Source organism: Bacillus sp. FSL R5-0523 (genome assembly GCF_037975295.1).
In the GTDB taxonomy this organism is placed as follows: Bacteria; Bacillota; Bacilli; order Bacillales; family Bacillaceae; genus Bacillus; species Bacillus subtilis.
This window is the reverse complement of record NZ_CP150251.1, coordinates 945,001-971,818: the sequence shown is the minus strand read 5'-3', so window position 1 is coordinate 971,818 and position 26,818 is coordinate 945,001. Positions and strand designations below refer to the sequence as shown.

Sequence of the window (26,818 nt, the reverse complement as noted above, 5' to 3'; positions counted from 1 at the left end):
TTGCGGAAAGCTGGTGAAAATATGTGAGAAGTTTTTAATTACCGCTTTTTTCTGAACAGCCTTCAGCAAGCTTCGTTAAGCTTCCGGCTAGTTTGCGCAAATACTGCAGCTGGGAGGTATCAAGCTTTTGGTACAAGCCGGCACCCATTTTTGCATATTGCACAGCGGCTTTTTCTATCAGTTCTTCCCCCTCTTCGGTTAACTGAATCATGACGATACGGCGGTCATCCGGACTGTCATATCGATTCATCAATTGGCGCTTATACAGAATATCTGTCATCCGCGTCACAGAAGCAGGCTTAAGATCAAGCGACATTGCCAGCTTGCTTAGCGGGGTGCTTCCGCTTTGATGAATTTTAAACATCAGCAAATATTGAAGGACTGTAATATCAAAAGGCTCAAGCACAATCTCCAATATCTTCTTCTGTTTTTTATATATCGCCCGAGACGTATCGAAGAGCTGTTCAAAAGTGAGCAAAGCACGTTCTGATTCAGTCAACTCCTTTTCACCTCATTCCTCAATAATAGTTCACAAGATAAAATATTAATAAATGAAAGAAGATTTGTCAAAGGAAAAATTTCTTTTTCTCCCGTATTTTTTTCGCAAGCGTTTTCTTGCTTTTATTAAATAAAAAAAAGCCCTGAAATGGGCTTTTCATTACGAAAATTGATGGCTTACACCAGACTCTTCATTTCTGAAAAAGTTCTTTAGAGCCTGAAAAACATCAGATTTCTGTTTTAAAATATAGTACTTAAATTTCTCATCTTTTACATTTTTATATGCAGACATTAACGTTGAATGCCTGTTGTACTGATTGACCTCGCCGTAGCAAAACAGATTGGCCTTCTTCATAATATCATTGACCAGCTTCACACAGCGCGCGTTATCAGATGTCAGGTTGTCACCGTCAGAAAAATGAAACGGATAAATGTTATAGCGGGCGGGATTGTACTTTTCATCAATAAGCTCAAGCGACTTCCGATATACGGAAGAACAAATGGTTCCGCCGCTTTCTCCCTTTGAGAAAAAATCCTCCTCCGAGACCACTCTTGCTTCTGTATGATGGGCAATAAATTCAATTTCCACAGTCTCGTATTTTGTCCGCAAAAAACGGGTCATCCAGAAAAAGAAGCTTCTGGCCATGTATTTTTCCCAAACCCCCATACTGCCGCTTGTATCCATCATGGCTAAAACGACGGCTTTTGATTCGGGCTTTGTGATGTCATTCCACGTCTTATATTTTAGGTCCTCCGGATAAATTGGGTAGAACGACGGTTTTCCTGACATTGCGTTTCGTTTAAAGGCTGACATCATCGTTCTTTTCTTATCAATATTACCGGTTAACCCTGTTTTACGGATATCATTAAACTCGATATCTGTATGAATGATATTGTCCCGCTCTTTTTGCTGGAGATTCGGAAGCTCTAATTCTTTAAAAAGCGCTTCTTCTAAATCCATTAATGAAACTTCCGCTTCATAATAATCCTCGCCTGCCTGATCACCGGCACCCTGCCCTTTTCCAGGCCCTTGTTTTTTGTCTGATCCATCCCGGGCCACAACATCTCCAACCTGGCTCTCGCCGTCTCCTTGCCCTACATGTTTATTTTTATCATAGTTATAACGGATTTTATACTCATCAAGTGAACGGATTGGGATCTTCACTACATCTTTTCCATTAGACATAATAATGCTTTCCTCAGTTACGAGGTCCGGAAGATTGTTTTTGATCGCTTCCTGCACTTTTTTCTGGTGGCGCTGCTGGTCATCGAAGCCTTTGCGATGGAGGGACCAGTTTTCCTCAGAAATCAAAAAATGGCCGCTGTCATTTTGGGACATGAATTCCCCTCCTTAACCATTTGTGGTCGTGATACATACGTATTCCGGCTTGTGCCAGATTATGAAACAAGTCTTTCGAAAAGATTTATATTCATCATATGCACATATGCACGTTTAATTGACAAACTATTTAGAAAATGGGACAAAATAACCCGCCCTATTCGGACGGGTCACGTTGCTTATCGGTTCAGCAGGCTGCCGACATATTTCAGCAGCTCATTGGCGCTCGTCGAGTTGTAGCCGTGCTCATCAATTAAACGGGCCACGACTTCATTTACCTTTTTCAGCTGCTGCTCATCCGGCGTTTTTGTTGAGGTCGTAATTTTAACGACATCCTTCAGATCAGCAAACAGCTTTTTCTGAATAGCTTCACGCAGTCTTTCATGGGAATTGTAATCAAACCGCTTGCCTTTTCTCGCATAGGCCGAGATGCGGATTAAAATTTCTTCGCGGAACGCTTTTTTGGCGTTTTCCGAAATGCCGATCTGCTCTTCGATGGATCTCATCAGCTTTTCGTCAGGGTTCATTTCCTCTCCTGTCAAAGGATCACGAAGCTTATTTTTATTGCAATAAGCCTCTACGTTATCGAGGTAATTGTCCATAAGTGTTTTTGCTGATTCTTCATATGAATACACAAACGCTTTTTGAACTTCCTTTTTCGCAATATCGTCATATTCCTTGCGGGCGGCAGAAATAAAATTCAAATACCGCTCCCTGTCCTCGCTTGAAATTGATGGGTGCTGATCAAGACCTTCTTTTAAGGAGCGAAGAACATCGAGAGAATTAATCGATTCCATATTTTTTCTGATAATCGTTGAAGAAATCCGGTTGATCACGTACCGCGGATCAATGCCGCTCATGCCTTCATCATTATATTCTTTTTTCATATCCTCAACGTCGACAGAATTATATCCTTCCACACTTTCTCCATCATACAGTCTCATTTTCTTGACCAGATCAATATCCGACCGCTTCGGCTCTTTTAACCGGGTAAGGATTGAGAACATCGCGGCGACCTTCAACGTATGCGGGGCAATATGAACATCCGCCACATCGCTTTCTGCGATCATTTTTTCATAAATTCTCTCTTCCTCAGACACTTTTAAATTATAAGGAACCGGCATCACGATGATTCTTGAGTGCAGGGCTTCATTCTTCTTATTAGAAATAAATGAGCGATACTCCGTTTCATTCGTGTGAGCCACGATCAGCTCATCAGCAGAAATTAACGCAAACCGCCCAGCTTTAAAATTCCCTTCCTGTGTCAAGGAAAGCAAATGCCAGAGAAATTTCTCATCACATTTCAGCATCTCCTGAAATTCCATCATCCCGCGGTTCGCTTTATTCAGCTCTCCGTCAAATCGGTAAGCGCGCGGATCCGATTCTGAACCGTACTCGGCGATTGTTGAGAAATCAATACTCCCCGTCAAATCGGCAATATCCTGAGATTTCGGATCAGAGGGACTGAATGTTCCAATTCCCGTACGCTTATCTTCTGAAAAGAAGATGCGCTCCACCTTCACATCCTCAATTCTTCCTCCGTACTCTTCCTCCAGCCTCATGACATTTAAAGGAGAAAGACTTCCTTCTATTCTAATGCCGTATTCTCTGTAAAAGTCATCGCGTAAATGATGGGGGATTAAATGTAGAGGGTCCTCGTGCATCGGGCAGCCTTTAATCGCATATACAGCGCCATTATCTGTCAGCGTGTACGCTTCGAGACCTTTTTTGAGCATCGTGACCAGCGTGGATTTACCGCCGCTCACAGGCCCCATCAGCAATAGAATCCTCTTTCTGACATCTAGACGTTTGGCAGCCGGATGAAAATACTCTTCCACAAGACGCTCCAGAGATTCTTCAAGCCCAAACAGCTCGCGGTCAAAAAAACTGTACTTCTTGCGTCCGTCAATCTCCTCTATCCCGCTGTCTTTTATCATATTAAAAACTCGAGAATGAGCAGATTGCGCGACCATCGGATTTTCTTTAATAATCTCCAAATAATCGGCGAAAGTTCCTTCCCATTTCAGCCGCTGCTCTTCCTCTCTGTACTGTTCAATTTTCTTTAATATATCCATAAGGACCTCCTCTATCATGTTTGATACACTATGCAAATAAGGTACTTTGATACAATCTATGCCGCCATCTCGTGATACATGCTTTGGTTTCTTAAAAATAAAGATACTTATACATCGTTGACAAGGCAGACTGCGACCGTTCATAATAAAGAAAAATACAGAATCATCCAGACTCGGACAGCACGGAAAAATTGAAGAGGGGGAGAGACGGTGAAAACAATCATCATGATGGGTGTCATTGTCACTTTTTTAGTATCAATTTTTACCGCAGGATACGAAAGCAAGCCTGGAAAAGAATAAAAAAGGGTGCTCCTGAAAGAGCACCCTTTTTGTATAACAGAACAATGTTTTACAGTTTTGTTTTTTCTTTAATCTGTGAATGCGGATCGCATTCATATTTGTTTTCGTACTCAATTGTTCCGATGCTGCATCCCGGCCCGATGATCACTTCTTTTCCCCTGACAACTGCCGCTTCGGTATTCTCCAAATAAACCCGATCTCCTTCTATGACATCGGCGATCAGTTTCCCTTTCTTCCGGTTAAAAAAACTCGCGCGTCTTTTCACTGTAATTGTTGTTCCGCCGATTTCCTGCACATGGCTTATATCATGGCTCAATCCCAGCTTGATCTCACCCGAATTTAATAACCCCGATACATCAACACAGCCTGTGACATGGAACATTTCTGTTTCACAATCACCTTTTACGCTAAGCTTCCCTTTCACATCACAGGATTCTCCAGTCATATTCCCGCCAATTTCAGTCTGGCCTTTCAGATTGAATCGATCAAATTGAAGTGAACCGCTGACTTTCATTGTCCCATATATATTGATTTTGCCGGCTGTCAGATCGCCTTTACATTCACTTTCTCCGAGCACACGCAGCCGCTCAGTCTCTGCTTTTCCGAGAAAAAGGCCCGTTCCGTATATGCGGCAGCCTACAGCAGACAGCCCTTCTCCAACTACACCTTCTCCTTTGATGCTGACATTGTGATACGCGCCTCCTGCGGCATGCCCAGCGCCATATAATTTTAAATTTCCCAGTTTTGTTGTCTCCATTACGATCCTCCTTACAACTTTGTGGATGTTTCAACCGACGCGCTTGGATCACAGGTATAGTCCCCACTGTATTCGACGGTTTCAATCTGGCAATCCGGGCCGATGACCACTTTATTTCCGCGCACGGTTTTCGCCTTTGTATTTGTCAATTCAATCACGTCACCTTCGATCAGCTCTGCTGTTAGAACAGGCTGCGGCATCAATCTGAGCAATGTCAGCATTCCTTTTCTGCAGGTCACTTGAAGATGGAGGCAGCCGATCTCCCGCACATAGCTTTCCCCTGCAGAAAGCTTAATGATCACCTGGTCTGCATTTAAAAGCCCGCTGATTTTGCATTTCCCTTCTGATTGAAAGGTTTCTGTTTCACAATCTGCTTCCATGACAGCTTTTCCGCTAATGTCAATGCCGTCAGCCTTGACAGTGCCGCCAAATGTTGATGATCCAGCGATTTTCAATTGTTTTGCAGATACCTCTCCTTGAATAAAACCAGTGCCATTCATCCGGATAGATTCTGCTTCAACGTCTCCATGTATCTTTCCTGAACCGCTGATGGTTACCGCTTTCGCTTTGACGCTGCCGTCGGCTTTTCCGTTTCCATTAAAAGAAAAAGTGTCACACTCCACGTCCCCGGCCACTGTCCCGCTGCCATTAATCTCAACAGATTGAAATGTTCCTCCCTTTGAACTTCCTGATCCGTTTATCACCAGCTTTTCCACTACATCCATTGATGGCCCTCCTGCATAAATGTTGTTTTTAATTCCTCTGAAGCTTTTAATAAATCTACCCGTTCCACAACCTTTACGGATGATTCAAACAAAATGCTGTCCGCCGCAGCCGCTATAAAACAAGTTGTGACACCGAGCTTGCGGAGCACAATCAGCTCCGTCTGTTTTTCAATCTCTTCAGTATCATGCTTCTTTAATACCTCTGCAGCCATTTTTGCTTCTGCAAGGCTGACATTTCCAGACTGCAGCAGTCCCTCAAGCACATACAGCGAAAGCAAATCGCTGGATGAGAAAATCGGACTTCCTCCGTCTTCTGAATAGGCTTCAAGAGCAGGCCTTGAAACCAAACCTTTATGAAGCAATTCATCAGCGGTCATGCTGACATCCTTCATTTTCGGCGACAGCATTTCCCTCATTTCATCCAAAGACAAATTTTCTTTCATCTTTTGAATCATTGATATACGTTTTAAAATCTCCTCTCTCGGAAAAAACGTCTCTTGCCCTGTAAATGTGGATTTACGAATAAACCATTCCTCAGGTATTAAGTTTTTCCGCTTCCATCGATACAGCTGACCGTATGAAATCGATGTTCTTTCAAGTAATTCTTTTTTAGAGATTAATTGTTCTTCCATAAGTCCAGCTCCTTTGATGGGTACATTGTAACATAACACTGTTACGTTGTTAAGCCCAAAAACGAAACAAAGCATTTCAACATCTGCAAAAAAACCCGCCCATCATCGATGAGCGGGTTTTTTCACTATTTTAAATCACGGTAATTTTGCTGGCGCAGCGCTTCATAAACAAGAATCGCGGCAGTATTGGACAGATTTAACGATCTGACGTGCTCTGTCATCGGAAGACGCAGGCAGCGGTCCATATTATTTTGAATTAAATCCTTTGGCAAACCGCTTGTTTCTCTTCCGAACACGAAGAAATAATCCTCGTCAAGATCAGTGTAATCAAATGATGTATGAGGCTGCTGGCCAAATTTTGTAATAAAGAAAAACTGGCCTTTTTCATATGCCTCAAACAATTCTTCTAACGAATCATGATACACAACGTTAACAAACTCCCAATAATCGAGTCCGGCACGCTTCAGCATTTTATCATCCGTTGAAAAGCCGAGCGGACGAATCAGGTGTAGCGTTGTATTGGTTGCTGCACAAGTACGTGCAATATTCCCTGTGTTAGCGGGAATTTCTGGTTGATATAAAACGACATGTAATGCCACAATGTTCACCTCTGTTTTTCTTATCCGCCCATCATTATAACATTAATTACTCTTTTGTCGTATCATCAACGATATGAAAAAAGGCATATCGTATTGACGGCGTGTATGCCGTAGAATCCTCATATGACCAATACCTCATCCGGCTGTCATAGGTCTGGGCGTTGACAAGCGGCATATTGCCTTTGTCCTTTGCCACGACAATCGTTGTATGATTAAACCGGCCGTCTCCTTCGAAGTCATAGCAAATCACATCGCCCGGCATCAGTTCTTCCGCTGATTTCACCCGCACCGCACGCAGTCCGGCCTTTGAATTCGACAAATACATTTTCATAGAGTGAGCCACCGTCCAGCTGTAGCTCCATGAGCTTTGTTTCATCCACCAGCCTGATCCCCTGTTCGGATGACCGCGCATCGGCGCGCCTCCTGCATGAAGACACTGAGAAATAAAATTTGTACAGTTATCGCTGAAATTTTTATAAGCAGGATTGCGCTTGTTCCAAAATTTCTCGGCATATTGGACAGCGCCGAGACGATCGTATTGAAAAGCCCTGCCAAACGCTTCTCTTTCCTCTTCAGCTTCAGAATAGTCAATAATACTGGTCCCTTCATGAAATCCAGCCGGCTTTTTCGCAATTTCCTGATCACTAATCAAAATGTGATCATACAGGAAAGCCATTCGCTCCTCTATGTGCTCTTCTATATACAAGCTGTCATCTTGTTCCTTACACACGTATTCGTAATGGATGGTATACGAAAGGCAGGTCGTTCCGTCATCCTCAACCCGCACATGATTAATCACGGCCTTTGCTTTCGCTTTTATGATGTCAACTTTACGTTTTTCCAGAAGCTTTTTCTTACGCTCCATGACTTTAAGGTCTCCGACTTGAGACTCCTGTCTCATAGCATGCCCGTTAACCAGAAAGCCCAGCCTCTCCTCCGCTAATTGTTCTAAAATGTGCTTCAAGCTCACCCCACCCGCCATACTTTTTTATAGAGAAAAAACACTTGGATGATCTCAAGTGTTTTTTCCTTCTGCTCTATACGTATGTCAGGACAAGCCTTGTTTAGTCATGCCTGAAGCTTTTAGCAAATCAATTCCTTTTTCAATTTCCAGCTTTGCCTCTTCATCCTTCTCTTTTTCCAGCGCTTTTTCAAGCTCTTCCGCGTATGCGGGGTCTCCGATTTTCCCGATTGCCCATGCGGCTGTCCCCCTGATGACAGGACGCGGATCCTTATGCATCAGTTCCGCCAATTCAGGCAGTGCGGAAGCATCCTTAAAATGCGCAAGCGCGAAAATGGCGTTTCGCTGAATCGGTTTTTTCCCGCGCCAAGAACCTGAGACATGCCCGAATTTCTCCTTAAATTCTCGATTGCTGATGGTCAAAAGCGGCTTCAATAACGGTTTGGCAATCTCAGGATCAGGCTCCATTTCCGGATGAAGATGAAAATCCTTCCCTTTATTGAGAGGGCATACCGTTTGGCACGTATCGCACCCGTACAGGCGGTTTCCGATTTTTGTCCGGAATTCATCAGGTAAAAATCCTTTTGTCTGGGTCAGAAAAGAGATGCAGCGCTGCGCATTAAGCTGCCCGGGATTAACCAGGGCTCCCGTCGGACAGGCATCCAAGCATTTCGTGCAGGACCCGCACATATCTTCAATCGGCACATCAGGCTCAAAAGGGATATTTGTGATCATTTCCGCCAAATACACATAGGAGCCATACTCGGGTGTTGTGATCATACAGTTTTTCGCACTGAATCCGATTCCGGCACGTTCCGCAACGGCGCGATCAGATAATTCACCTGTATCAACCATTGACTTCGTTCTGATATCCTCATGCTTGCTTTTTAGAAAATTCTCCAGCAGATCAAGCTTTTCCCTCAGCACATCATGATAGTCTTTTCCCCAGGAGGCTCTGCAAAAAATGCCCCTGCGCTCAGTTCTCGTGCTTCTCGGCGCATCCTTCATTCTGGAAGGATATGCGAGAGCAATTGCCACTATTGATTTCGCTTTCGGCAAAAGAAGCTTCGGCGTCACCCTTTTTTCGATATCCGGCTCTTCAAAGCCGGAGAGATAGCCAAGTGATTCTTGAAGAATCAAACGGTCTTTTAAACTGTCAAAAGTATCAGCGGTCGTAAAACCAATCTTGTCCACGCCAATGCTTTTCGCGTATTCAATTAATTCTTCTTTGAGCTGATAAATGTTCATGTTTTGCACAGCCTCCTTTCTTTGTGATAAAACGATACAGCGTTTATAATAGGTTGATATCACGTAACTGGAGTGAATGCTAGTGAATATCAAACTTGATTCTGTTATTACTGAACGTGCGGCCGGCTTACATGCAGCTGCTGTCATTTATGAGAATATCGAAGTCGGCTCCTCACCGCAAATGCTGAAAGGCAGACTCCGCCTGTTTCAAGAATCCTTGTTTTTCGACTATGCGGACGGCGGTATATCCGATGAATCCTTCGTCAAGGAATGGCAGGAACTCTTTAAACAGCTTAACCCTTCATTTGAGGGAGAAACAACCCCAATGGAGGACATGCTGGTCCCGATATCCAAGGAACAATTCATGGAAAGTAAAGACTCGGCCCATGACACAATCGATTTTTTCGCATTAAAATATTCTCTGCCTATTATGATTTATGATGCCGGAAAGCTTCATGAGCCGGTCCGGATCTCATTGGGAGAAAAAGAAAACATACTGCTTTTCTCTGATGAAAACGGCATTTTTGGCGATTTCAAAAACAGCGTCAACCACTATCCCGTTTCAAACGAGACTAAGAATATGCTGCAAATCATTTTTTTCCCGCCATCGATTCAGAAAAGCAGCGCTGTTAACCTCTTATCATCATTAACGAAAATGTTTGAACAAATTCACGGCGGCACCCATACAGTACATTGGCTTACGTAAAAGAACACGAATGTCGTGTTCTTTTTTACATAAAAAAACGCAATACTTCGTTTATCTGAGAAACGAAACACTGCGTTAATAACGTATGTATGGAGCGGGTGATGAGAATCGAACTCACGACATCAGCTTGGAAGGCTGAGGTTTTACCACTAAACTACACCCGCATTTTTGGTTGTCAGCAACAGTACCGCTCTGACTTTTTTTATATTACATGTTTATTTATTTTTCGTCAAGGGAATATAAAAATTTTGTCGAAAAAAAGTTATCTTTTTGTAAAGTTGTTAAGTTCCATTTACATAATGTTAAGTATACTATACAATATAATCAATCGAGATTGTGAAGGGGACAGACGTCATGATGAAAAATAAAGTAAAAGAGCTGAGGGCACGCTTCGGCTATTCTCAGGAAAAACTAGGAGAAACAGTCGGCGTCACAAGACAGACTGTGGCAGCTATTGAAAAAGGCGATTATGTTCCCTCACTGCTGTTAGCACTGAAAATCTGCAAAGCCTTCTCCATGAAAATGGAGGATGTCTTTTGGTTAGAGGAGGAAAACTAAGATGAGCATGAAAACAAAAGCAGCTTTTCACCTTGTTTTATTTGGCCTTGCATGCTGGACGCTGATTTCATACTTTGAAGCCTCAGAAGGCATAGCATCTTTTTTCGGCACAAAGAGCGGCGGGATGGTATTTGAATTAAACCTCACCCCCTTTATTCTGTTTGTTGCGGCGTCTGCGGTTTATTTGTACTTACAGAAAAAAAGCCGCCCTGCCAGAAAGCAGCTTCTTCTGCCTGATGAGTTTGAAGAGCAGGATGAAAGAGAGCAGATGATGACGGCAAAAGCATGTCGCGCGTCATATATCGCTGTCTACTTCTCGCTGCCTGCCGCAGCGGTACTTCTCATTTTTTATCCGCTATTTCAATCGCGCATTCCGTTTTTCCCTATTATTATTGTGTTTATCATCATGATCATCCAGCACCTTTCCTACGTCATCTCTTTCAAGAAAAACGAAAAAAACTCCGGCGCGCTGTAATCGGCCGGAGTTTTTTCTTACCAGCTTGCTTTTTTCACACCGGGAATCTGGCCTTTATGGGCCAGCTCCCTGAAAGCGATTCTGGACATTTTAAACTTCCTCATATATGCTCTCGGGCGCCCCGTTACCATGCAGCGGTTGTGAAGCCTTCCCGGTGCTGAATCTCTTGGCAGCTTGCTGAGTGCCTCGTAATCTCCTTTTTCCTTCAACTCGCGTCTAATACCAGCGTATTGCTCAACAAGCTGTTGGCGTTTTAACTCTTTTGCCACTTTTGATTTTTTAGCCAAGTCACATAGCCTCCCTTTAAATCGAAATTATTACGATTTAAAATGTATCATGCACCATTCAAAAAAGCAAGCATACCGCTTTGTAAAACAGACGGCCTAAAGCCGCCCATTCTAATGATGCAATTCCACATAATACAGTAACGCATCTTGATGCTTAATGAGCTCTTTTTTATGTTCAGAGGTGTGCATTGTCTCGTCAGTCCCTCTAATACTGCTGCCGATCAAAGCAGGCTTCTCGAAAGTAATCGGTTCCGGCGATGAAATATTCTGAGTCATTTCCTGTGTTGTGCTATCGTCGCGTTTCACCGATGAATCAGCCGCTATATTTCCCTGTTTATCCACAATGCCAAAATGAATGGTGGTATGTTTATTCTTTCCTTCCCCCTCTTCATTCTCAAAATAAACAAATTGTATGGTATCGGGTTTTTCCTCTGAATAATCTGCACGAACCGGTCCAAACCTCTCAACAAGCTTTCCCTTTTGATAATGTTCGATGTACATGTCAGCTGAAGAAATACCTTCACCGATATTGACGGCTTCGGCAGTGAATGCCTGTGAAGCTGCGACATCCATTCTGTTTTTTTCAAGATCTGATATGTCCGCCGCTTTGATTTCCATCTGTTTTGAATGTCCGCATGCAGACAGCATAGCTATGAGGCAAATGACTGCCGCGCTTCTCAAGGCTTTCAGAAAAAAAGCCCCCTTTTTTTGAATATCATACCATGTTCGGGGGGCTGTATTTTAGTTAAACTCATGCATTTTTCTCTTTGACAAAATAAGTGTTTCCTACCGCTTCTCCCCTTTTGTTCTGAAGCTTTCTCGTCCGATCATTTTCAAACGGCAAAAGCGGAAATACAAGCTCTGCAAAATAATACGCTTCTTCTAAATGCGGATAGCCGGAGAATATAAACGATTCTATGCCGAGTGCCTGGTACTCCGCTATCCTGTCGGCAATCGTCTGCGGATCACCGACAAGAGCTGTTCCTGCCCCTCCTCTGACCAGGCCGATCCCCGCCCACAGATTCGGGCTGATTTCAAGCTTCGTCCGATCGCCGTGATGAAGGACGGCCATCCGCTGCTGGCCTGAAGAGTCGTAACGGCTCAAAGCTGCCTGCGCTTTGGCAATGGTGTCATCATCCAAGTGGCTGATCAAGCGCTCTGCCGCTTCCCATGCCTCTTGTTCAGTTTCACGGGCAATGACATGCAGCCTAATGCCAAATCGAACGGATCTCCCTTCTTTTGCCGCTTGCTTTTTGACTCTTTCTATCTTTTCTTTTACTTGTTCAGGCGGCTCACCCCATGTCAAGTACACGTCTGTATGCTTTGCGGCAGCTTCAATCCCAGCCTGTGACGAACCACCGAAATAGATGGGCGGATGCGGCTCTTGCTGCGGCGGGAAAAGCAGATTGCTGTTTTCCACTTTTATATGCTTTCCTTCATAGGAAACCGTTTCTCCCTGCAAAAGTCTCCGCCAAACGGTTAAAAATTCGTCTGTTGCCTCATAGCGCTCATCATGGCTGATAAACAGGCCATCGCCTGCCAGCTCATACGGATCGCCCCCTGCCACAACGTTGATCAGCAGCCGGCCGTCTGAAATGCGGTCTAGGGTGGATGTCATTCTGGCTGCTAAAGAAGGCTGCATTAAACCAGGTCTTACCGCGACTAAAAACTTTAAGTCCTTTGTTTCTCCTGCCAGTGCCGACGCTGTAAGCCACGGGTCCTCGCACGATCTTCCCGTTGGCAGAAGAACTCCTGTATATCCCAGCCTGTCTGCCGCCTGCGCGACTTGTTTAAAGTAAAGATGATCCGCAGTCCGTCCATCACTTTCAGATCCTAAATATCTCGCGTCTCCATGAGTCGGTATAAACCAAAGAATTTCCATATTCATCTCCCCTTTATATCTTTTATCCTTCGTAGCTGTTTCTCCACTTTAACAGCTTTCGTTCAAGCAGCCTGACGAAGGAATCCGTCAGCTTTCCAACCACTGCAAAAATGATAATCCCTGCAAAGACTTTATTCGTTTGTGAAAACTGTCTCGCATCCATGATCATATAGCCGACTCCCGAGCTTGAGCCCATCAGCTCTGCCACAACGAGCCCGAGCCATGCAATGCCGAGCGATAAGCGAATGCCTAGCAATATATTGGGCAGGGCTGCCGGCAATATCACTTTGGATATCTGCTGGTGCCATTTAAATTCAAGCACCCGGGCGACTTCAAACAGCTTCGCGTCAACCCCGCGGATGCCGTTAAACGTATTGATATAGACAGGAAAGAAGGCACCGAGCGCAATCAGCAAAATTTTAGATACTTCGTCAAATCCGAACCATAAAATAAACAGCGGCGTGACGGCCAGATGAGGTACGGTTCTAAGCATTTGCAACGACGGATCAAGATACAGCTCCGTCCGTTTGGAGAATCCGGCCAAAATCCCGATCATCAATCCAAGCCCCGCGCCAAGCAAAAAACCAAGCGCCGCCCGATAAATGCTGATTTGCAGATGGCCGAACAGCTCGCCGGACAAAATAAGCTCCTTAAAGGTCAGAACAATCGTAACAGGTGTAGGCAGCACTGTAGCGGACACAACCCCCAGCCCGCCGATGACCTGCCAGATGGCAATGATGACAGCGGGCAGTAAAAGCCCCTTCATCCAGCCGTATCTCTTCCTTCCGGGCTTTTTTCGCACCGCTTCCGCATTCGTTTTGGGCAGCGAGCCCGCAGCCTCTGCTTTCATCATTGATCACCTCCTGAGGAATGTTCCTTTAATGCTTTTTTGATAAAAGTGTTATCGACAACATCCTTCACATCAATTTTCTTATCTATCGCCTTTGTTCGAAATTGAAAATCTGCTGTTTCCTGCTGCGCTTTCACAATGTCGTCACTGATGACCTCATTCAGAGGCTCAGTATTTTTCAGCACATTTTCGACGACCTTTTTATCGAGATCTTTAATGTCAGAATACAAGTCCGCTGCTTCATCCAGATGTTCCTTTTGCCATACAACGGCTTTATTAAACACCTTCAGAAAACGGACCACTTCGTCTGGATGCTCCTCTGAAAACTTTGTTCTTACTAAAGTAAAACCCGGTGAATATAAATCTGTGCTTTCTCCGTTCACAAGGATTTTTGCTCCGTGTTTCATTGTTTCTAAGGACAAGTACGGCTCCCAAATGGACCAGGCATCAACAGATTCGTTTTCAAATGCGGAAGCTGCTTCATCAGGCTGAAGCTGAATAATTGTCACATCGTTAGCTGACAACCCCACTTGATCAAGCGCTTTATACAAAAAATCAAACCCGCTGCTGCCTTTGGCGACTGCAATTTTCTTCCCCTTTAAGCCCTTAACGTCTTGAATGCCGCTGTTTTGATTGACAAGGATGCCGTTTGCTTTCAAACCGTCCTGAGACAAACCGATTTCTTTAAAGTCAATGCCTGCCGCCTGTCCAGCGATCACAGGCGAATTACCGACTTGAGAAAAATCAAGTTTGTCTGCCGCAAGGCCTTCAAATTGGGGGGGACCGCTTTGAAACTCCACCCATTTCACTTTGATGCCTTCTTTTTCAAATGCATCTTCGAACCAGCCTTTTTCCTTTGCGATCAAAAGCGGGCTTAAGCTTTGCTGAATACCAATACGAATTTCCTTCAATTGTTTGTGGTCACCGCTGGCTCCATTTGCTCCACAGCCTGCGAGCAGAAAAATAACGGCAACCAATACAATGAGTCCTTTTTTCATTTCCGCTTCCGCCCTTTCTATATCCCTGATCCTTCTGCGTACTCCAAATCTTCTGTTTTCTCGAATTCCGACAGCACTCTCTGTCTGATCGCTTGGAAATCCGGAGTCGTCCGGTTTCGCGGATACGCCAGGTGAATGGGCATCAGCTTATGGATTTTCCCCGGTTTGGCCTTAAGGATCGCAAGCTCATTTCCTAAATAAACAGATTCATCTATATCATGAGTCACGAGAATCATCGTTGTTTTTTTCCTCCTCCATATATCCAGCAGCACGTCCTGCAGGTGTTTTCTTGTAAAAGCGTCGAGTGCACCAAACGGTTCATCTAAAAGCAGCACCTCAGGCTCCCGCAGCAGGGCCCGGGCGATGGCTACTCTTTGTGACATGCCGCCTGACAGCTCGCGCGGATATGCTTTTTCCGATCCTTTCAATCTGACAATCTCGATCAGTTCATCCACCTTTTGTTTGACTTTTGGGTCCTTCAAATTCAAGTCGGCTGCAATATTCTGCTCAACAGTCAGCCAAGGAAAGAGGCGGTGTTCCTGAAAAATAAATCCTTGCTGAATACCCGGAGCTGTTACGCTGCGGCCGTTAATTTCAACACTCCCGTCATATTCAGAATCAAGCCCTGCAATAATCTTTAACAGGGTGCTTTTTCCGCACCCGCTCGGTCCGATAAGCGTTAGAAATTCGCCTGGTGCGATTGATAATTCTATGTTCTCTAAGACCGTGTTTTTGCGGCCCTCTTGAACAAATGCCTTTTCTTTGATGCTGATGGTCACAGCCACTTTTATCCCTCTCTTTCTGCCAACCCCGCCTTCAAAAAAACAAAAAGGCCCCCATCTCTGTTCTTGTAGAGATGAGAGCCTTCGGCGGTCCGATCAGCTGCCCAATTGTTTTTTTGTTTGAATAACATGTTAATTCAAATTATTCCGATATGTCAACTCTTTTTTAAATACGATTTTTGATATCCTTGTTTATCACTTACTCTGCTTGTTTCGCAAGTAGAGAAGAAACAAGGATTTCTTTGAAAATTATTAAATACTATCAAAAGCTGATATAACAAGGTTTTTCAACACTTTCGATACTAGATATCGATTAATAGAGATAACTATTTTATAATAATTATAAAATAATATTGACTTTTTACTTAGAGATGATATTATGTTCTTATAAATTCCAAGAGGTGATAACATGAGTTCAAATAAACTGACAACTAGCTGGGGCGCTCCGGTTGGAGATAATCAAAACTCAATGACTGCCGGTTCTCGCGGACCAACTTTAATTCAAGATGTACATTTACTCGAAAAATTGGCCCATTTCAACCGAGAACGTGTTCCTGAACGTGTTGTTCACGCCAAAGGAGCAGGCGCACACGGATATTTTGAAGTGACAAACGACGTAACAAAATACACGAAAGCCGCTTTCCTTTCTGAAGTCGGCAAACGCACACCGTTGTTCATCCGTTTCTCAACAGTTGCCGGTGAACTTGGCTCTGCTGACACAGTTCGCGACCCGCGCGGATTTGCTGTTAAATTTTATACTGAAGAAGGAAACTACGACATCGTCGGCAACAATACGCCTGTATTCTTTATCCGCGATGCGATTAAGTTCCCTGATTTCATCCATACACAAAAAAGAGATCCAAAAACACACCTGAAAAACCCTACGGCTGTATGGGATTTCTGGTCACTTTCACCAGAGTCACTTCACCAAGTGACAATCCTGATGTCTGACCGCGGAATTCCTGCAACACTTCGCCACATGCACGGCTTCGGAAGTCATACATTCAAATGGACAAATGCCGAAGGTGAAGGCGTATGGATTAAATATCACTTTAAAACGGAACAAGGCGTGAAAAACCTTGATGTCAATACGGCAGCAAAAATTGCTGGTGAAAACCCTGATTACCATACAGAAGACCTTTTCAATGCAATCGAAAACGGTGATTATCCTGCATGGAAACTATATGTGCAAATCATGCCTTTAGAAGATGCAAACACGTACCGTTTCGATCCGTTTGATGTCACAAAAGTTTGGTCTCAAAAAGACTACCCGTTAATCGAGGTCGGACGCATGGTTCTAGACAGAAATCCGGAAAACTACTTTGCAGAGGTAGAACAAGCGACATTTTCACCTGGAACCCTCGTGCCTGGTATTGATGTTTCACCGGATAAAATGCTTCAAGGCCGACTGTTTGCTTATCATGATGCACACCGCTACCGTGTCGGTGCAAACCATCAAGCGCTGCCAATCAACCGCGCACGCAACAAAGTAAACAATTATCAGCGTGATGGACAAATGCGCTTTGACGATAACGGCGGCGGATCTGTGTATTACGAGCCTAACAGCTTCGGCGGTCCAAAAGAGTCACCTGAGGATAAGCAAGCAGCATATCCGGTACAAGGTATCGCTGACAGCGTAAGCTACGATCACAACGATCACTACACTCAAGCCGGTGATCTGTATCGTTTAATGAGTGAAGATGAACGTACCCGCCTTGTTGAAAATATCGTTAATGCTATGAAGCCGGTAGAAAAAGAAGAAATCAAGCTTCGTCAAATCGAGCACTTCTACAAAGCGGATCCTGAATACGGAAAACGCGTGGCAGAAGGCCTTGGATTGCCGATTAAAAAAGATGCTTAATGTAGAAATGCAAAAACCCGCTGTAGTCAGCGGGTCAGGCTGTCGAGAAAATCTCGACAGCCTTTATTTTTTCTTAAAATATCCATTCTTCTGTAATAAAATAAAAGAGAGACTTCAAAAGGACGGTGTCTTTCCCATGTTCCACACAAGAAATTCTTCTCAAAACGCAGCTGAATTTGTTCTTCTCGACCAACTTGTCGAAGAGGATCATCTGCTTCGAAAAATCGATAAATACATAGACTTCTCTTTTATCATTGAAAAGGTTAAGCCTTACTACAGTGAAAACAAAGGCCGCCCCTCACTTGATCCGCTGATTTTATTCAAAATGATGTTTATCGGATACCTCTATGGTATCCGTTCAGAAAGACAGCTCGAAAAAGAAATTTACTACAATATGGCGTACAGATGGTTTCTCGGATTGAACATAAACGATCCAGTTCCACACCACTCCACCATCAGCTGGAACAGACGCACACGTTTTAAAGATACAACCATCTTCCAAGATATTTTTGATGAGATCGTTCTTCAGGCCATCAATCATGACATGGTGGGCGGACGTGTCCTATTCACCGATTCCACTCACCTTAAAGCCAATGCCAACAAGCATAAATACACAAGAAAAACGATTGAACAGGATACACAAAACTATATCAAAGATTTAAATGACGCCATCCAAGAAGATCGAGAGGAACACGGAAAAAAGCCACTAATAGTCAAAGAGGAGGTGAAAGCTGAAAAAGAGATCCGCCACAGTACAACTGATCCCGAAAGTGGATATCTGTATCGCGAAAACAAACCAGAAGGTTTTTTCTATTTAGATCACCGCACAACGGATATGAAATACAACATTATCACCGATGCCCATGTCACACCGGGAAATGTCCATGATTCCGTGCCTTATCTTGACCGATTAGATCACCAAATCGCACGATTTGGTTTTCAAGTAGAAGCTGTCGCCCTTGATTCCGGATATTTAACAGCTCCTATCTGTAAAGGATTATCTGACCGTCATATTTTTGGCGTCATTGCCCACAGACGATATCACCCTACTAGAGGCTTGTTTCCAAAATGGAAATTTCATTACGACATTGAAAAAGACAGGTACATTTGCCCGAACCAGCAAACACTCACATACTCAACAACTGACCGAAAAGGATACAGGTCATATAAATCAAATCCTGAAACATGTTCCTCATGCCCTTTTCTTGAAAACTGCACAAAATCAAAAAAACATCAGAAAGTCATCACCCGGCATGTATGGGAAGACCACAAAGAAAAGATCAGGCAAAATCGCTTGTCTGTTTCAGGAAAAAACCTCTACAAAAAAAGAAAAGAAAAAATAGAGCGAAGCTTTGCAGATTCAAAACAACTGCACGGGCTTCGCTATTGCAGGTTGAGGGGAAAACGGAATGTGAGCGAACAAGTTCTCCTCACAGCCGCATGCCAGAACATGAAGAAGATTGCCACATACCTAGCCAAGCAGAGCTAGGTATGTGGGAGCTCTTTTTCTGTTTTTGAAATCAGCTGAAAATCTAAAGAAACATTACAAAACAAAAAAGCTTGTAGAAAAAACATCGTTTTCTCTACAAGCTGACCCGCTGTAGTCAGCGGGTTTTTTTATATTTAGTTACACATTGCGTATGCTTCTCATCAATCTTCATATAAATTTCTTCCATGAGTTCCGCGCTGTTTATAATCTCTCGTTTGTTTTTTTCAATCAGCAGCTCAAGCGGCAAAATCTGATTCCCGTAGGTTTTTCGCTTCCTGAATCGTTTTCTCCCTTTTTCTTTTTTGACTCCCATCAATAATCCCTCCTTTTTCATACAAAAAAGGCCCTTATCTAAACGATAAGAGCCTTCGGTGTTCCGATCAGCGCGATAAATTTGAAAAATTTGTACTGACCATGTTAATTCATACAATACCGACCTGTCAACTATTTTTTAGGGTGTTGACACTGTTTCAGATTGCATCCCCGCTTTTTCCTTATACACTCTTTTCCCCTGACGCATAAACTAGAGAAACTAGAATACGAGAGAAAGAGATGTGGGAGTGTGGAAAAGACAAAATTGACCGGACGTATCGTGACACGGGATGATCCGGGCTATAACGAAGCAAGAACCAATATTAACCTAAGCTTAGAAAGGTATCCTGACATCATTGTGTTTTGCCAAAACAAACAGGATGCACTCAATGCGCTGAAATGGGCGCGTGAAAACCGTGTGCCTTTCCGTATTAGAGGCGGCAGACACAGCTATGAGAACTTTTCCCTTTTAAATAACGGTCTTGTTATTGATTTAAGCGAAATGAAAAAAATAACTGTGAATCAGGATAAAAAGCTGGCCTATATTGAAGCGGGGGCTGAATTGGGAGAAGTCTATCGGACACTCTGGCAATACGGCCTGACGCTTCCCGCAGGCACCATTGCTAATGTAGGGCTCACAGGTTTAACTCTCGGAGGGGGAATTGGACTTTTAACAAGGGCTGCCGGCCTTACTTGCGACAGCCTCGTGCAGCTTGAGATGATCGTAGCAGACGAAAAAGAGGGCGCTGATCTGATTACAGTCAGCTGTTCAAATCATCCAGACTTATTTTGGGCGTCTCAGGGAGGCGGAGGAGGCAATTTCGGCATAGTCACCTCCATGACATTTAAAGCAGTGCCCATCTCTCAAGTGTCGATTTTTTCTATTACATGGGGATGGGATGATTTTGAGGAAGTATTTAATACGTGGCAGCACTGGGCCCCGTATACAGATGACCGGCTTACATCATCAATAGAGTTTTGGCCTAAAGAAGTAAACCGCATAGAAGCCCTCGGCCAATTTGTCGGGCCAAAAACAGAGTTAAAAAAACTGTTAAAGCCTTTATTGAAAGCAGGAAGTCCGACAAGCGGAATGGTAAAAACAACGCCATTCATTGAAGCGGTAACCTTTTTTAACAGCCCGGGAGGCAATCAGCCTCAAAAAATGAAACGCTCCGGCTCTTTCATTGAAAAGCCATTATCAGAACGTGCGATTTCAACACTAAAACACTTTTTAGAGCACGCTCCGAATCAAAACGCCAGTGTCTGGCAGCAAGCACTCGGCGGGGCAGCCGGACGGATCGCTCCCGACCAAACGGCATTTTATTATCGTGACGCAATCATTGCCCAGGAATACTTAACAAACTGGACATCCCCTGGAGAAAAAAGACAAAATGTCCGCTGGATTGAGGGGCTGAGAACGTCCCTTTCGAAAGAAACGATGGGAGACTACGTAAATTGGCCAGATATCGAAATCAGAAACTGGCCAAGAACATATTACGGCGAAAACGTTGAACGACTCCGCCGTGTCAAAACGAAATATGATCCAGAAAATGTTTTCCGCTTTGAACAGAGTATTCCTCCGCTTCGACGCTCTCTGTTTTTCTAAAAAAATGAAGATGGAGCATGCTCCATCTTCATCTTTTTTATTGATATAAATTGCTTCCCGTATCGACAAACTCTTTTGCTTTTTCTTTTAATCCTTTATTTATGGCTTCTGCTTCACTGAGATCGTTTTTCTTCGCATAATCCCGAATATCCTGTGAAATTCTCATGCTGCAAAATTTCGGACCGCACATGGAACAAAAGTGAGCGGTTTTTGCTCCTTCAGCAGGCAGGGTTTCATCATGGTATTCAAGGGCTCTCTCCGGATCAAGAGATAAATTAAACTGATCCCGCCAGCGGAATTCAAAACGGGCTTTCGATAACGCATCATCCCGGATTTGCGCTCCGGGATGCCCTTTTGCAAGGTCCGCAGCGTGCGCAGCGATCTTATATGTAATGACTCCTTCACGAACATCATCACGGTTTGGCAGTCCTAAATGCTCCTTCGGCGTTACATAACAAAGCATTGCTGTCCCATACCAACCGATCATCGCCGCTCCGATCGCTGAAGTAATATGGTCATATCCCGGAGCAATATCCGTTGTCAACGGCCCCAATGTGTAAAAAGGCGCTTCTTTACAAATGTCCATTTGTTTATCGACGTTCTCTTTGATTTTATGCATCGGAACATGTCCAGGACCCTCAATCATCACCTGAACATCATGCTTCCAGGCAATTTGCGTCAGCTCTCCAAGCGTCTCTAATTCAGCAAACTGCGCTTCGTCAATGGCATCAGCAATTGATCCGGGACGCAAACCATCCCCAAGAGAGAAAGCAATATCATACATTTTCATAATCTCACATATTTCTTCAAAATGTGTGTATAAAAAGCTTTCTTGATGATGAGCCAGACACCACTGCGCCATAATCGCTCCCCCGCGTGACACAATACCAGTTGTCCGTTTGGCAGTCAGCGGTACATACCTAAGCAAAACACCCGCGTGAATCGTAAAATAATCCACTCCCTGCTCTGCCTGCTCGATTAGCGTATCACGATAAATCTCCCACGTTAAATCCTCCGCTACGCCGTTTACTTTTTCAAGCGCCTGATAAATCGGAACAGTTCCCACAGGCACGGGGCAATTGCGGATAATCCATTCACGCGTCGTATGAATATCTTTTCCGGTAGAGAGATCCATCATTGTATCTGCTCCCCAGCGGATGGCCCACGTCATTTTTTCCACTTCTTCTTCAATGGATGACGTAACCGCTGAATTCCCGATATTTGCATTAATCTTCACATGAAAATTCCGACCGATAATCATTGGCTCACTTTCAGGGTGATTAATGTTTGAAGGAATAATCGCCCGGCCGCTGGCTACCTCGTCTCTGACGAATTCAGGAGACACATGCTCACGAATGGCTATAAATTCCATCTCAGGTGTAATGATCCCTTTTTTTGCATAGTGCATTTGTGTGACATTTTGACCTGCCTTCGCCCTCAGCGGTTTCCGCTTTAATCCTGGGTAGCTTACGTTTGGATTTGCTTTTTTATAACCGTTATCTTCTGGTTTTATAGCCCGACCTTCATACTCTTCCACGTCACCGCGCTCTGTGATCCATTTTTGGCGGAGCGGCTTTAATCCTTCTTGAATATTAATGGTTACTTCAGGGTCCGTATACGGTCCGCTTGTATCATAGACACGCACAGGCGCGTTTTCCTCTTCGCCGAACGATCCCGTCGTCGGACTCAATAGAATCTCCCTCATCGGCACTTGGATGTCCGAAGAAGAGCCCTCCACGTATACCTTCTTGCTGCCTGAAAAACTTGACATAATGGAAATGTTGGCTTGCTGCACTGAATTGTTTTGCATTCCTTTTCCTTCCCCTTTCTATGTTTGAAAGGACAAAATCAAGCCCATAACCAGCACAAAAAACCGGATTCATATAAATGAACCCGGTTACAGTCAGAAAGAAACATATTATTGCCCAGCAAGACAATAACAAAAACAATTCCTCTACTTCCCCACGCTGGTACGAACCAGATCAGGTCCAAAGGGTTAAGAAGCTTGCCTTCTCTCTCAGCCCGAAAGCGGGCACCCCCAGTAACTATTGATTTCGCACTCATCTTATCATAAAATCAATCTGAAAAAAAGAGGAATATAGATAATATTCAGCCAATTTCACCCTAAATATTTGACCGGCAACGGGATTTCAGCTATTTCATGTTCAGCCATCATCACCCGATATGCCTTTGCACCCGACCTTGAACTCACAGTCTGAAACAGCTGATCATTTATGAAATGGAGAGCAGCCCCATCATCCGCTGCATAGCCACTGCATAAGAACTTGTTAGATATCAGCTGGTGGTATGCCGGTCTCCGATCCTTTTCCCCGTCATAATGGGGACAAAAGCTCCCTTGCAAAAAACCTAAACTTTTCAAACTTGTCAGCGGTCCGGCTGAATCCGTCACCCCTTCTTCAAACCAGCAGATCGCACCGGCACTTAATCCAGCTAAAACCACACCGTTCTTCCATGCTTCCCTGAGAATCTGGTCAAGCCCCCACTCTTTCCATAACACAAGTAAATTCCGCGTATTTCCCCCGCCAACATAAATCACGTCCATTTCCATAACAAAAGAAGTTAAATCTGTTGATGGCGGCTTAAACAAAGATAAGTGAGACGGCACACAATCCAGTGTTTGAAATGCATGATAAAACCGCTGAATATAGTTTTGGGAATCTCCGCTCGCCGTCGGCAAAAAACAAATACGAGGCTGCTCTCGTTTTGATTGATTGAGGATATATTGATCGAGGGACAAATTATCCGGCTCCATCGAAAAACCCCCGCCCCCCATCGCAATAATCTGCTTCATCATCACACCCCCCAACAAAATTTGTTGCTTATTATAGCATTTTGTATAGAAGCAAGAAACAAAGTCAAATACTTTCTTATCAGGAGCTGCTAAAAAAACAAAGGAGGTGGTTTCCCATTGAACAAAGTCTTTGTCCCAAAGATATTCTTGATTTGTTGACAACAATAAAAACCAGCATTAACAAATACACTGTCGCAATAACAGAAGCCGAAAATCCCCACATCAGAAAAGCGTTGCATGATCAATTAGATACAGCTGTTTATTTCCATGATGAACTGTCAGATTTTCTGTTAGAAAAGGGGTGGATCGGGTGAGCAATTCCAAATCGATTCGCTTTTATCTTACAGCAAAGACCACAAAAAGAGACGGGATCTCAAAGATGAGATGCCATCTCTTTTTTATTGCTCCACTCTTCTTAAAGCCTCATTTACCGTTTCTTTTATAAACGCGTCTTCACCGCTTAATCGGTCTAAACTGAGATCGCCGTTTCTCAGCCTTTCGGAAATATTGTTTATATCCTCCTCTACTGTGATTTGCAGCTCACCAGCCAAAAACATTCTGTGTAATTCATCTGCAACCAAACTTTCTTTATTCACTTCCATCCACTCCTTTATTTTCAATATTATTCTTAGTCTGTCCCTAGGCCGAGACGAATAATAGGAAAAAAGTATGAATCAGATGAATCTTTTTTCCTCCTTCTTACGTATATCTGTTGAGAAAAAAGAAAAAGGGGAAGATCTAACATGTCATTTTTTAAGAAGCTTGCGGCAAGTGCCGGAATTGGAGCTGCAAAAGTAGATACAATTTTAGAAAAAGACGCATATTTTCCAGGAGAAGAAGTACAGGGAACGGTACATGTCAAAGGCGGAAAAATCGCTCAGGACATCCGTTATATCGATTTACAGCTTAGCACACGGTATGTCATTGTAAAAGACGATGAAGAGCACCGGAAATACGCTACAATTCATTCTTTCCGGGTCACTGGTTCATTTACCATACAGCCTGGTGAAGAGCATCAATTTCCGTTCACATTCACTCTGCCTCTAGATACGCCGATCACTGTAGGGAAAGTAGAGGTTGCCGTGGTGACAGACCTTGACATTCAAGGCGGTATCGATAAATCCGATCATGACCGCATTTTCGTTGAAGCACACCCTTGGATTGAAAATGTGCTTGAAGCAATCGAAAACCTGGGCTTCCGTCTTAACGAAGCAGACTGCGAACAAGCGCCCTACTTCCAGCGTCGTCTTCCGTTCGTTCAAGAATTCGAATTCGTTCCGACTTCCGGATATTATCGTCAGATGCTTGATGAATTAGAGCTCATTTTCCTTTTAGACGAAGACGGTTTGGAAATCATTTTCGAAGTCGACCGCAGGGCAAGAGGACTCCGAGGGTGGCTGGAAGAGATGTATAATGACGGAGAACAGCTTGTACGCGTCCGTTTCAGCCAATCAGAGCTTGAAGATACCGAAGAGCTAGAAGAGGTGCTAGAAGAGATCCTAGACCAATACGCTGAGTAAGTATAAAAAGGAGCCTCGGCTCCTTTTCTTTAATAAAAAATAAAAACCCGTTTCTATTAAGAAACGGGTTTTTCAGTATACCGGTGGTCGGGGTCGAACCGACACTCCAGAAGGAACACGATTTTGAGTCGTGCGCGTCTGCCAATTCCGCCACACCGGCAAGTTTTACGTCGTATCTAACCGACGAATATAAATATATCATGGATCTCATAAAGTGTCAACGTATTTCAAAAAAAGTTTTTATGGAAATATAAAATAAAAGTGTTGAAAGACTAGCTATACAGCCGCTTTATAATAGGCATCGGAACTTAACTTGTTATGATAAATCAAAGCATTAAAAAAATGATCTACTTATGTAGATCATTAATATGATTAGTTATAATGATAAAACACAAACACCAATTCAACTTACCATGTAAGTAAAATTGGTGCCGAGGGCCGGACTTGAACCGGCACGGTAGTCACCTACCGCAGGATTTTAAGTCCTGTGTGTCTGCCAATTCCACCACCCCGGCAATAAGAAGGCGACACCCGGATTCGAACCGGGGATAAAGGTTTTGCAGACCTCTGCCTTACCACTTGGCTATGCCGCCGTAATTGGAGCGGAAGACGGGATTCGAACCCGCGACCCCCACCTTGGCAAGGTGGTGTTCTACCACTGAACTACTTCCGCATTTTTAATGGACTTAATACATTATATGCAGTTGATATAAAAAGTGAGACTGGGCTAGCTGGATTCGAACCAACGCATGACGGAGTCAAAGTCCGTTGCCTTACCGCTTGGCTATAGCCCAATGATAATATGGGGCGATTGATGGGAATCGAACCCACGAGTGCCAGAGCCACAATCTGGTGCGTTAACCACTTCGCCACAACCGCCATAATCTCAAGATGTCATAAATTTGGCAGGGGCAGTAGGAATCGAACCCACACCGGAGGTTTTGGAGACCTCTGTTCTACCGTTAAACTATGCCCCTATAAATGGTGGAGGGGGGCAGATTCGAACTGCCGAACCCTGAGGGAGCGGATTTACAGTCCGCCGCGTTTAGCCACTTCGCTACCCCTCCACATTAAATTTTGAAAAAACAGTGCCGGCAAGAGGACTTGAACCCCCAACCTACTGATTACAAGTCAGTTGCTCTACCAATTGAGCTACACCGGCATAGGTGGTGGCTCGGGACGGAATCGAACCGCCGACACACGGATTTTCAGTCCGTTGCTCTACCAACTGAGCTACCGAGCCTAAGTATTTAAATGGCGGTCCGGACGGGACTCGAACCCGCGACCTCCTGCGTGACAGGCAGGCATTCTAACCAACTGAACTACCGGACCATTTTAAAATTTGGTTGCGGGGGCAGGATTTGAACCTGCGACCTTCGGGTTATGAGCCCGACGAGCTACCGAACTGCTCCACCCCGCGATGATATAATGGTGGAGGATGACGGGCTCGAACCGCCGACCCTCTGCTTGTAAGGCAGATGCTCTCCCAGCTGAGCTAATCCTCCATCATATAATGACCCGTACGGGATTCGAACCCGTGTTACCG

27 protein-coding genes, 15 tRNA genes and 1 riboswitch (1 of these 43 cut by a window edge) are annotated in these 26,818 nt (G+C 44.1%); of the genes, 8 read left to right on the top strand and 34 right to left on the bottom strand.

Translation table 11 applies throughout. The features are described 5' to 3' along the window. Positions 1-34: 34 nt before the first annotated feature. The 9 genes from NYE53_RS04990 to queG all read right to left on the bottom strand — a co-directional run bounded on the left by NYE53_RS04990 (position 35) and on the right by queG (position 9,134). Positions 35-499 (bottom strand): MarR family transcriptional regulator, encoded by a 465-nt coding sequence (locus tag NYE53_RS04990; protein WP_003233431.1) that lies wholly within the window; start codon positions 497-499, stop codon positions 35-37. Between the two features lie 159 nt (positions 500-658). Next, entirely contained in the window at positions 659-1,837 is a 1,179-nt protein-coding gene (yhbH, locus tag NYE53_RS04985) for a sporulation protein YhbH (protein ID WP_003233432.1), read from the bottom strand. Between the two features lie 179 nt (positions 1,838-2,016). Continuing rightward, complete coding sequence (gene prkA / locus NYE53_RS04980; protein WP_003239626.1) at positions 2,017-3,912, bottom strand: serine/threonine protein kinase PrkA; 1,896 nt, start codon at positions 3,910-3,912, stop codon at positions 2,017-2,019. 349 nt (positions 3,913-4,261) lie between these two features. Beyond that, positions 4,262-4,969 (bottom strand): polymer-forming cytoskeletal protein, encoded by a 708-nt coding sequence (locus NYE53_RS04975; protein ID WP_161476344.1) that lies wholly within the window; start codon positions 4,967-4,969, stop codon positions 4,262-4,264. 11 nt (positions 4,970-4,980) lie between these two features. Beyond that, on the bottom strand, positions 4,981-5,694 hold the full coding sequence (locus NYE53_RS04970; protein WP_339247556.1) for a polymer-forming cytoskeletal protein: 714 nt from the start codon (positions 5,692-5,694) through the stop codon (positions 4,981-4,983). Continuing rightward, entirely contained in the window at positions 5,685-6,326 is a 642-nt protein-coding gene (locus NYE53_RS04965; RefSeq protein WP_339247554.1) for a YhbD family protein, read from the bottom strand. Before NYE53_RS04965 ends, NYE53_RS04970 begins: the two co-directional genes overlap by 10 nt. A 125-nt stretch (positions 6,327-6,451) precedes the next feature. Beyond that, on the bottom strand, positions 6,452-6,934 hold the full coding sequence (gene trmL, locus NYE53_RS04960; protein ID WP_003233442.1) for a tRNA (uridine(34)/cytosine(34)/5-carboxymethylaminomethyluridine(34)-2'-O)-methyltransferase TrmL: 483 nt from the start codon (positions 6,932-6,934) through the stop codon (positions 6,452-6,454). Positions 6,935-6,971: 37 nt separating this feature from the next. Further along, the gene (locus NYE53_RS04955) at positions 6,972-7,907 is read right to left on the bottom strand and encodes an amidase domain-containing protein (protein WP_015252502.1); all 936 of its coding nucleotides are present in this window, start codon (positions 7,905-7,907) and stop codon (positions 6,972-6,974) included. A gap of 66 nt (positions 7,908-7,973) precedes the next feature. Then, entirely contained in the window at positions 7,974-9,134 is a 1,161-nt protein-coding gene (gene queG / locus NYE53_RS04950) for a tRNA epoxyqueuosine(34) reductase QueG (RefSeq protein WP_339247552.1), read from the bottom strand. 82 nt (positions 9,135-9,216) lie between these two features. On the opposite strand from queG, the gene NYE53_RS04945 reads away from it, so the two are divergent. Further along, complete coding sequence (locus NYE53_RS04945) at positions 9,217-9,840, top strand: B3/4 domain-containing protein (protein WP_335389016.1); 624 nt, start codon at positions 9,217-9,219, stop codon at positions 9,838-9,840. Between the two features lie 90 nt (positions 9,841-9,930). Here the strand turns inward: NYE53_RS04945 and NYE53_RS04940 are convergent. Further along, positions 9,931-10,004: transfer RNA gene (locus tag NYE53_RS04940), tRNA-Gly, on the bottom strand. Positions 10,005-10,197: 193 nt separating this feature from the next. On the opposite strand from NYE53_RS04940, the gene NYE53_RS04935 reads away from it, so the two are divergent. Both NYE53_RS04935 and NYE53_RS04930 read left to right on the top strand, forming a co-directional pair. Further along, positions 10,198-10,398 (top strand): helix-turn-helix transcriptional regulator, encoded by a 201-nt coding sequence (locus tag NYE53_RS04935; RefSeq protein ID WP_009966860.1) that lies wholly within the window; start codon positions 10,198-10,200, stop codon positions 10,396-10,398. Between the two features lies 1 nt (position 10,399). After that, the gene (locus NYE53_RS04930) at positions 10,400-10,873 is read left to right on the top strand and encodes a membrane protein (protein ID WP_014476230.1); all 474 of its coding nucleotides are present in this window, start codon (positions 10,400-10,402) and stop codon (positions 10,871-10,873) included. 17 nt (positions 10,874-10,890) lie between these two features. Here NYE53_RS04930 and rpsN read toward each other — a convergent pair whose 3' ends face one another. From rpsN to NYE53_RS04900, 6 genes are all read right to left on the bottom strand, one after another. Further along, a complete protein-coding gene (rpsN, locus tag NYE53_RS04925; protein ID WP_003233455.1) occupies positions 10,891-11,160 on the bottom strand; it encodes a 30S ribosomal protein S14 in 270 nt (89 codons plus the stop codon). A 111-nt stretch (positions 11,161-11,271) separates the two neighbouring features. After that, positions 11,272-11,808 carry a hypothetical protein gene (locus NYE53_RS04920; RefSeq protein WP_032725752.1) on the bottom strand — a complete coding sequence of 179 codons (537 nt, stop codon included), beginning with the start codon at positions 11,806-11,808 and terminating at the stop codon, positions 11,272-11,274. A 103-nt stretch (positions 11,809-11,911) separates the two neighbouring features. Continuing rightward, positions 11,912-13,042: an FMNH2-dependent alkanesulfonate monooxygenase gene (ssuD, locus tag NYE53_RS04915; RefSeq protein ID WP_134154994.1), complete on the bottom strand. Its 1,131-nt coding sequence runs from the start codon at positions 13,040-13,042 to the stop codon at positions 11,912-11,914. A gap of 22 nt (positions 13,043-13,064) precedes the next feature. Further along, positions 13,065-13,895, bottom strand: coding sequence for an ABC transporter permease (locus tag NYE53_RS04910; RefSeq protein WP_010886451.1), 831 nt, complete (start codon positions 13,893-13,895; stop codon positions 13,065-13,067). After that, positions 13,892-14,890 (bottom strand): aliphatic sulfonate ABC transporter substrate-binding protein, encoded by a 999-nt coding sequence (locus NYE53_RS04905; protein WP_339247549.1) that lies wholly within the window; start codon positions 14,888-14,890, stop codon positions 13,892-13,894. Before NYE53_RS04905 ends, NYE53_RS04910 begins: the two co-directional genes overlap by 4 nt. A gap of 17 nt (positions 14,891-14,907) precedes the next feature. Next, entirely contained in the window at positions 14,908-15,675 is a 768-nt protein-coding gene (locus tag NYE53_RS04900; RefSeq protein ID WP_021479704.1) for an ABC transporter ATP-binding protein, read from the bottom strand. Positions 15,676-16,081: 406 nt separating this feature from the next. Between NYE53_RS04900 and katA the strand changes: the two genes are divergently transcribed. Both katA and NYE53_RS04890 read left to right on the top strand, forming a co-directional pair. After that, entirely contained in the window at positions 16,082-17,533 is a 1,452-nt protein-coding gene (gene katA, locus NYE53_RS04895) for a catalase KatA (protein WP_014476225.1), read from the top strand. Between the two features lie 136 nt (positions 17,534-17,669). Beyond that, the gene (locus tag NYE53_RS04890) at positions 17,670-19,022 is read left to right on the top strand and encodes an IS1182 family transposase (RefSeq protein WP_327830730.1); all 1,353 of its coding nucleotides are present in this window, start codon (positions 17,670-17,672) and stop codon (positions 19,020-19,022) included. Between the two features lie 115 nt (positions 19,023-19,137). Here the strand turns inward: NYE53_RS04890 and senS are convergent, their stop codons facing one another. Next, a complete protein-coding gene (gene senS / locus NYE53_RS04885; RefSeq protein WP_003245192.1) occupies positions 19,138-19,335 on the bottom strand; it encodes a transcriptional regulator SenS in 198 nt (65 codons plus the stop codon). Between the two features lie 249 nt (positions 19,336-19,584). Between senS and NYE53_RS04880 the strand changes: the two genes are divergently transcribed. Beyond that, positions 19,585-20,940: an FAD-binding oxidoreductase gene (locus tag NYE53_RS04880; RefSeq protein ID WP_339247547.1), complete on the top strand. Its 1,356-nt coding sequence runs from the start codon at positions 19,585-19,587 to the stop codon at positions 20,938-20,940. A 37-nt stretch (positions 20,941-20,977) separates the two neighbouring features. On the opposite strand, the gene thiC is transcribed toward NYE53_RS04880, so the two are convergent. Both thiC and NYE53_RS04870 read right to left on the bottom strand, forming a co-directional pair. Then, complete coding sequence (gene thiC / locus NYE53_RS04875; protein ID WP_339247544.1) at positions 20,978-22,750, bottom strand: phosphomethylpyrimidine synthase ThiC; 1,773 nt, start codon at positions 22,748-22,750, stop codon at positions 20,978-20,980. A gap of 132 nt (positions 22,751-22,882) precedes the next feature. Beyond that, positions 22,883-22,990: riboswitch (TPP riboswitch) on the bottom strand. Between the two features lie 69 nt (positions 22,991-23,059). Further along, a complete protein-coding gene (locus tag NYE53_RS04870) occupies positions 23,060-23,752 on the bottom strand; it encodes a Type 1 glutamine amidotransferase-like domain-containing protein (RefSeq protein WP_251188527.1) in 693 nt (230 codons plus the stop codon). 41 nt (positions 23,753-23,793) lie between these two features. Here NYE53_RS04870 and NYE53_RS04865 point away from each other — a divergent pair, with 41 nt between their 5' ends. Further along, positions 23,794-24,066 (top strand): spore coat protein, encoded by a 273-nt coding sequence (locus NYE53_RS04865; protein ID WP_339247541.1) that lies wholly within the window; start codon positions 23,794-23,796, stop codon positions 24,064-24,066. Positions 24,067-24,150: 84 nt separating this feature from the next. Here the strand turns inward: NYE53_RS04865 and NYE53_RS04860 are convergent, their stop codons facing one another. Next, positions 24,151-24,354 carry a hypothetical protein gene (locus tag NYE53_RS04860; protein WP_014479229.1) on the bottom strand — a complete coding sequence of 68 codons (204 nt, stop codon included), beginning with the start codon at positions 24,352-24,354 and terminating at the stop codon, positions 24,151-24,153. Positions 24,355-24,495: 141 nt separating this feature from the next. Here NYE53_RS04860 and spo0M point away from each other — a divergent pair, with 141 nt between their 5' ends. Further along, positions 24,496-25,272, top strand: a complete 777-nt coding sequence (spo0M, locus tag NYE53_RS04855; RefSeq protein ID WP_003233481.1) for a sporulation control protein Spo0M — start codon at positions 24,496-24,498, stop codon at positions 25,270-25,272. 78 nt (positions 25,273-25,350) lie between these two features. Here spo0M and NYE53_RS04850 read toward each other — a convergent pair. The 14 genes from NYE53_RS04850 to NYE53_RS04785 all read right to left on the bottom strand — a co-directional run. Then, positions 25,351-25,432 (bottom strand) — tRNA-Leu (locus NYE53_RS04850). Between the two features lie 266 nt (positions 25,433-25,698). Continuing rightward, positions 25,699-25,787: transfer RNA gene (locus NYE53_RS04845), tRNA-Leu, on the bottom strand. Positions 25,788-25,794: 7 nt separating this feature from the next. Then, positions 25,795-25,865, bottom strand: a tRNA-Cys gene (locus NYE53_RS04840). Positions 25,866-25,870: 5 nt separating this feature from the next. Further along, positions 25,871-25,945: transfer RNA gene (locus NYE53_RS04835), tRNA-Gly, on the bottom strand. 49 nt (positions 25,946-25,994) lie between these two features. Next, a tRNA-Gln gene (locus tag NYE53_RS04830) sits at positions 25,995-26,066 on the bottom strand. Positions 26,067-26,075: 9 nt separating this feature from the next. Continuing rightward, positions 26,076-26,151: transfer RNA gene (locus NYE53_RS04825), tRNA-His, on the bottom strand. Positions 26,152-26,175: 24 nt separating this feature from the next. Next, a tRNA-Trp gene (locus tag NYE53_RS04820) sits at positions 26,176-26,249 on the bottom strand. 5 nt (positions 26,250-26,254) lie between these two features. Then, positions 26,255-26,339 (bottom strand) — tRNA-Tyr (locus NYE53_RS04815). A gap of 22 nt (positions 26,340-26,361) precedes the next feature. Continuing rightward, positions 26,362-26,434, bottom strand: a tRNA-Thr gene (locus tag NYE53_RS04810). Between the two features lie 5 nt (positions 26,435-26,439). Further along, a tRNA-Phe gene (locus NYE53_RS04805) sits at positions 26,440-26,515 on the bottom strand. A 12-nt stretch (positions 26,516-26,527) separates the two neighbouring features. Then, a tRNA-Asp gene (locus NYE53_RS04800) sits at positions 26,528-26,604 on the bottom strand. Between the two features lie 11 nt (positions 26,605-26,615). Continuing rightward, positions 26,616-26,692 (bottom strand) — tRNA-Met (locus tag NYE53_RS04795). A 9-nt stretch (positions 26,693-26,701) separates the two neighbouring features. Continuing rightward, a tRNA-Val gene (locus NYE53_RS04790) sits at positions 26,702-26,777 on the bottom strand. Positions 26,778-26,786: 9 nt separating this feature from the next. Next, positions 26,787-26,818: transfer RNA gene (locus tag NYE53_RS04785), tRNA-Glu, on the bottom strand (it continues 40 nt past the right edge of the window).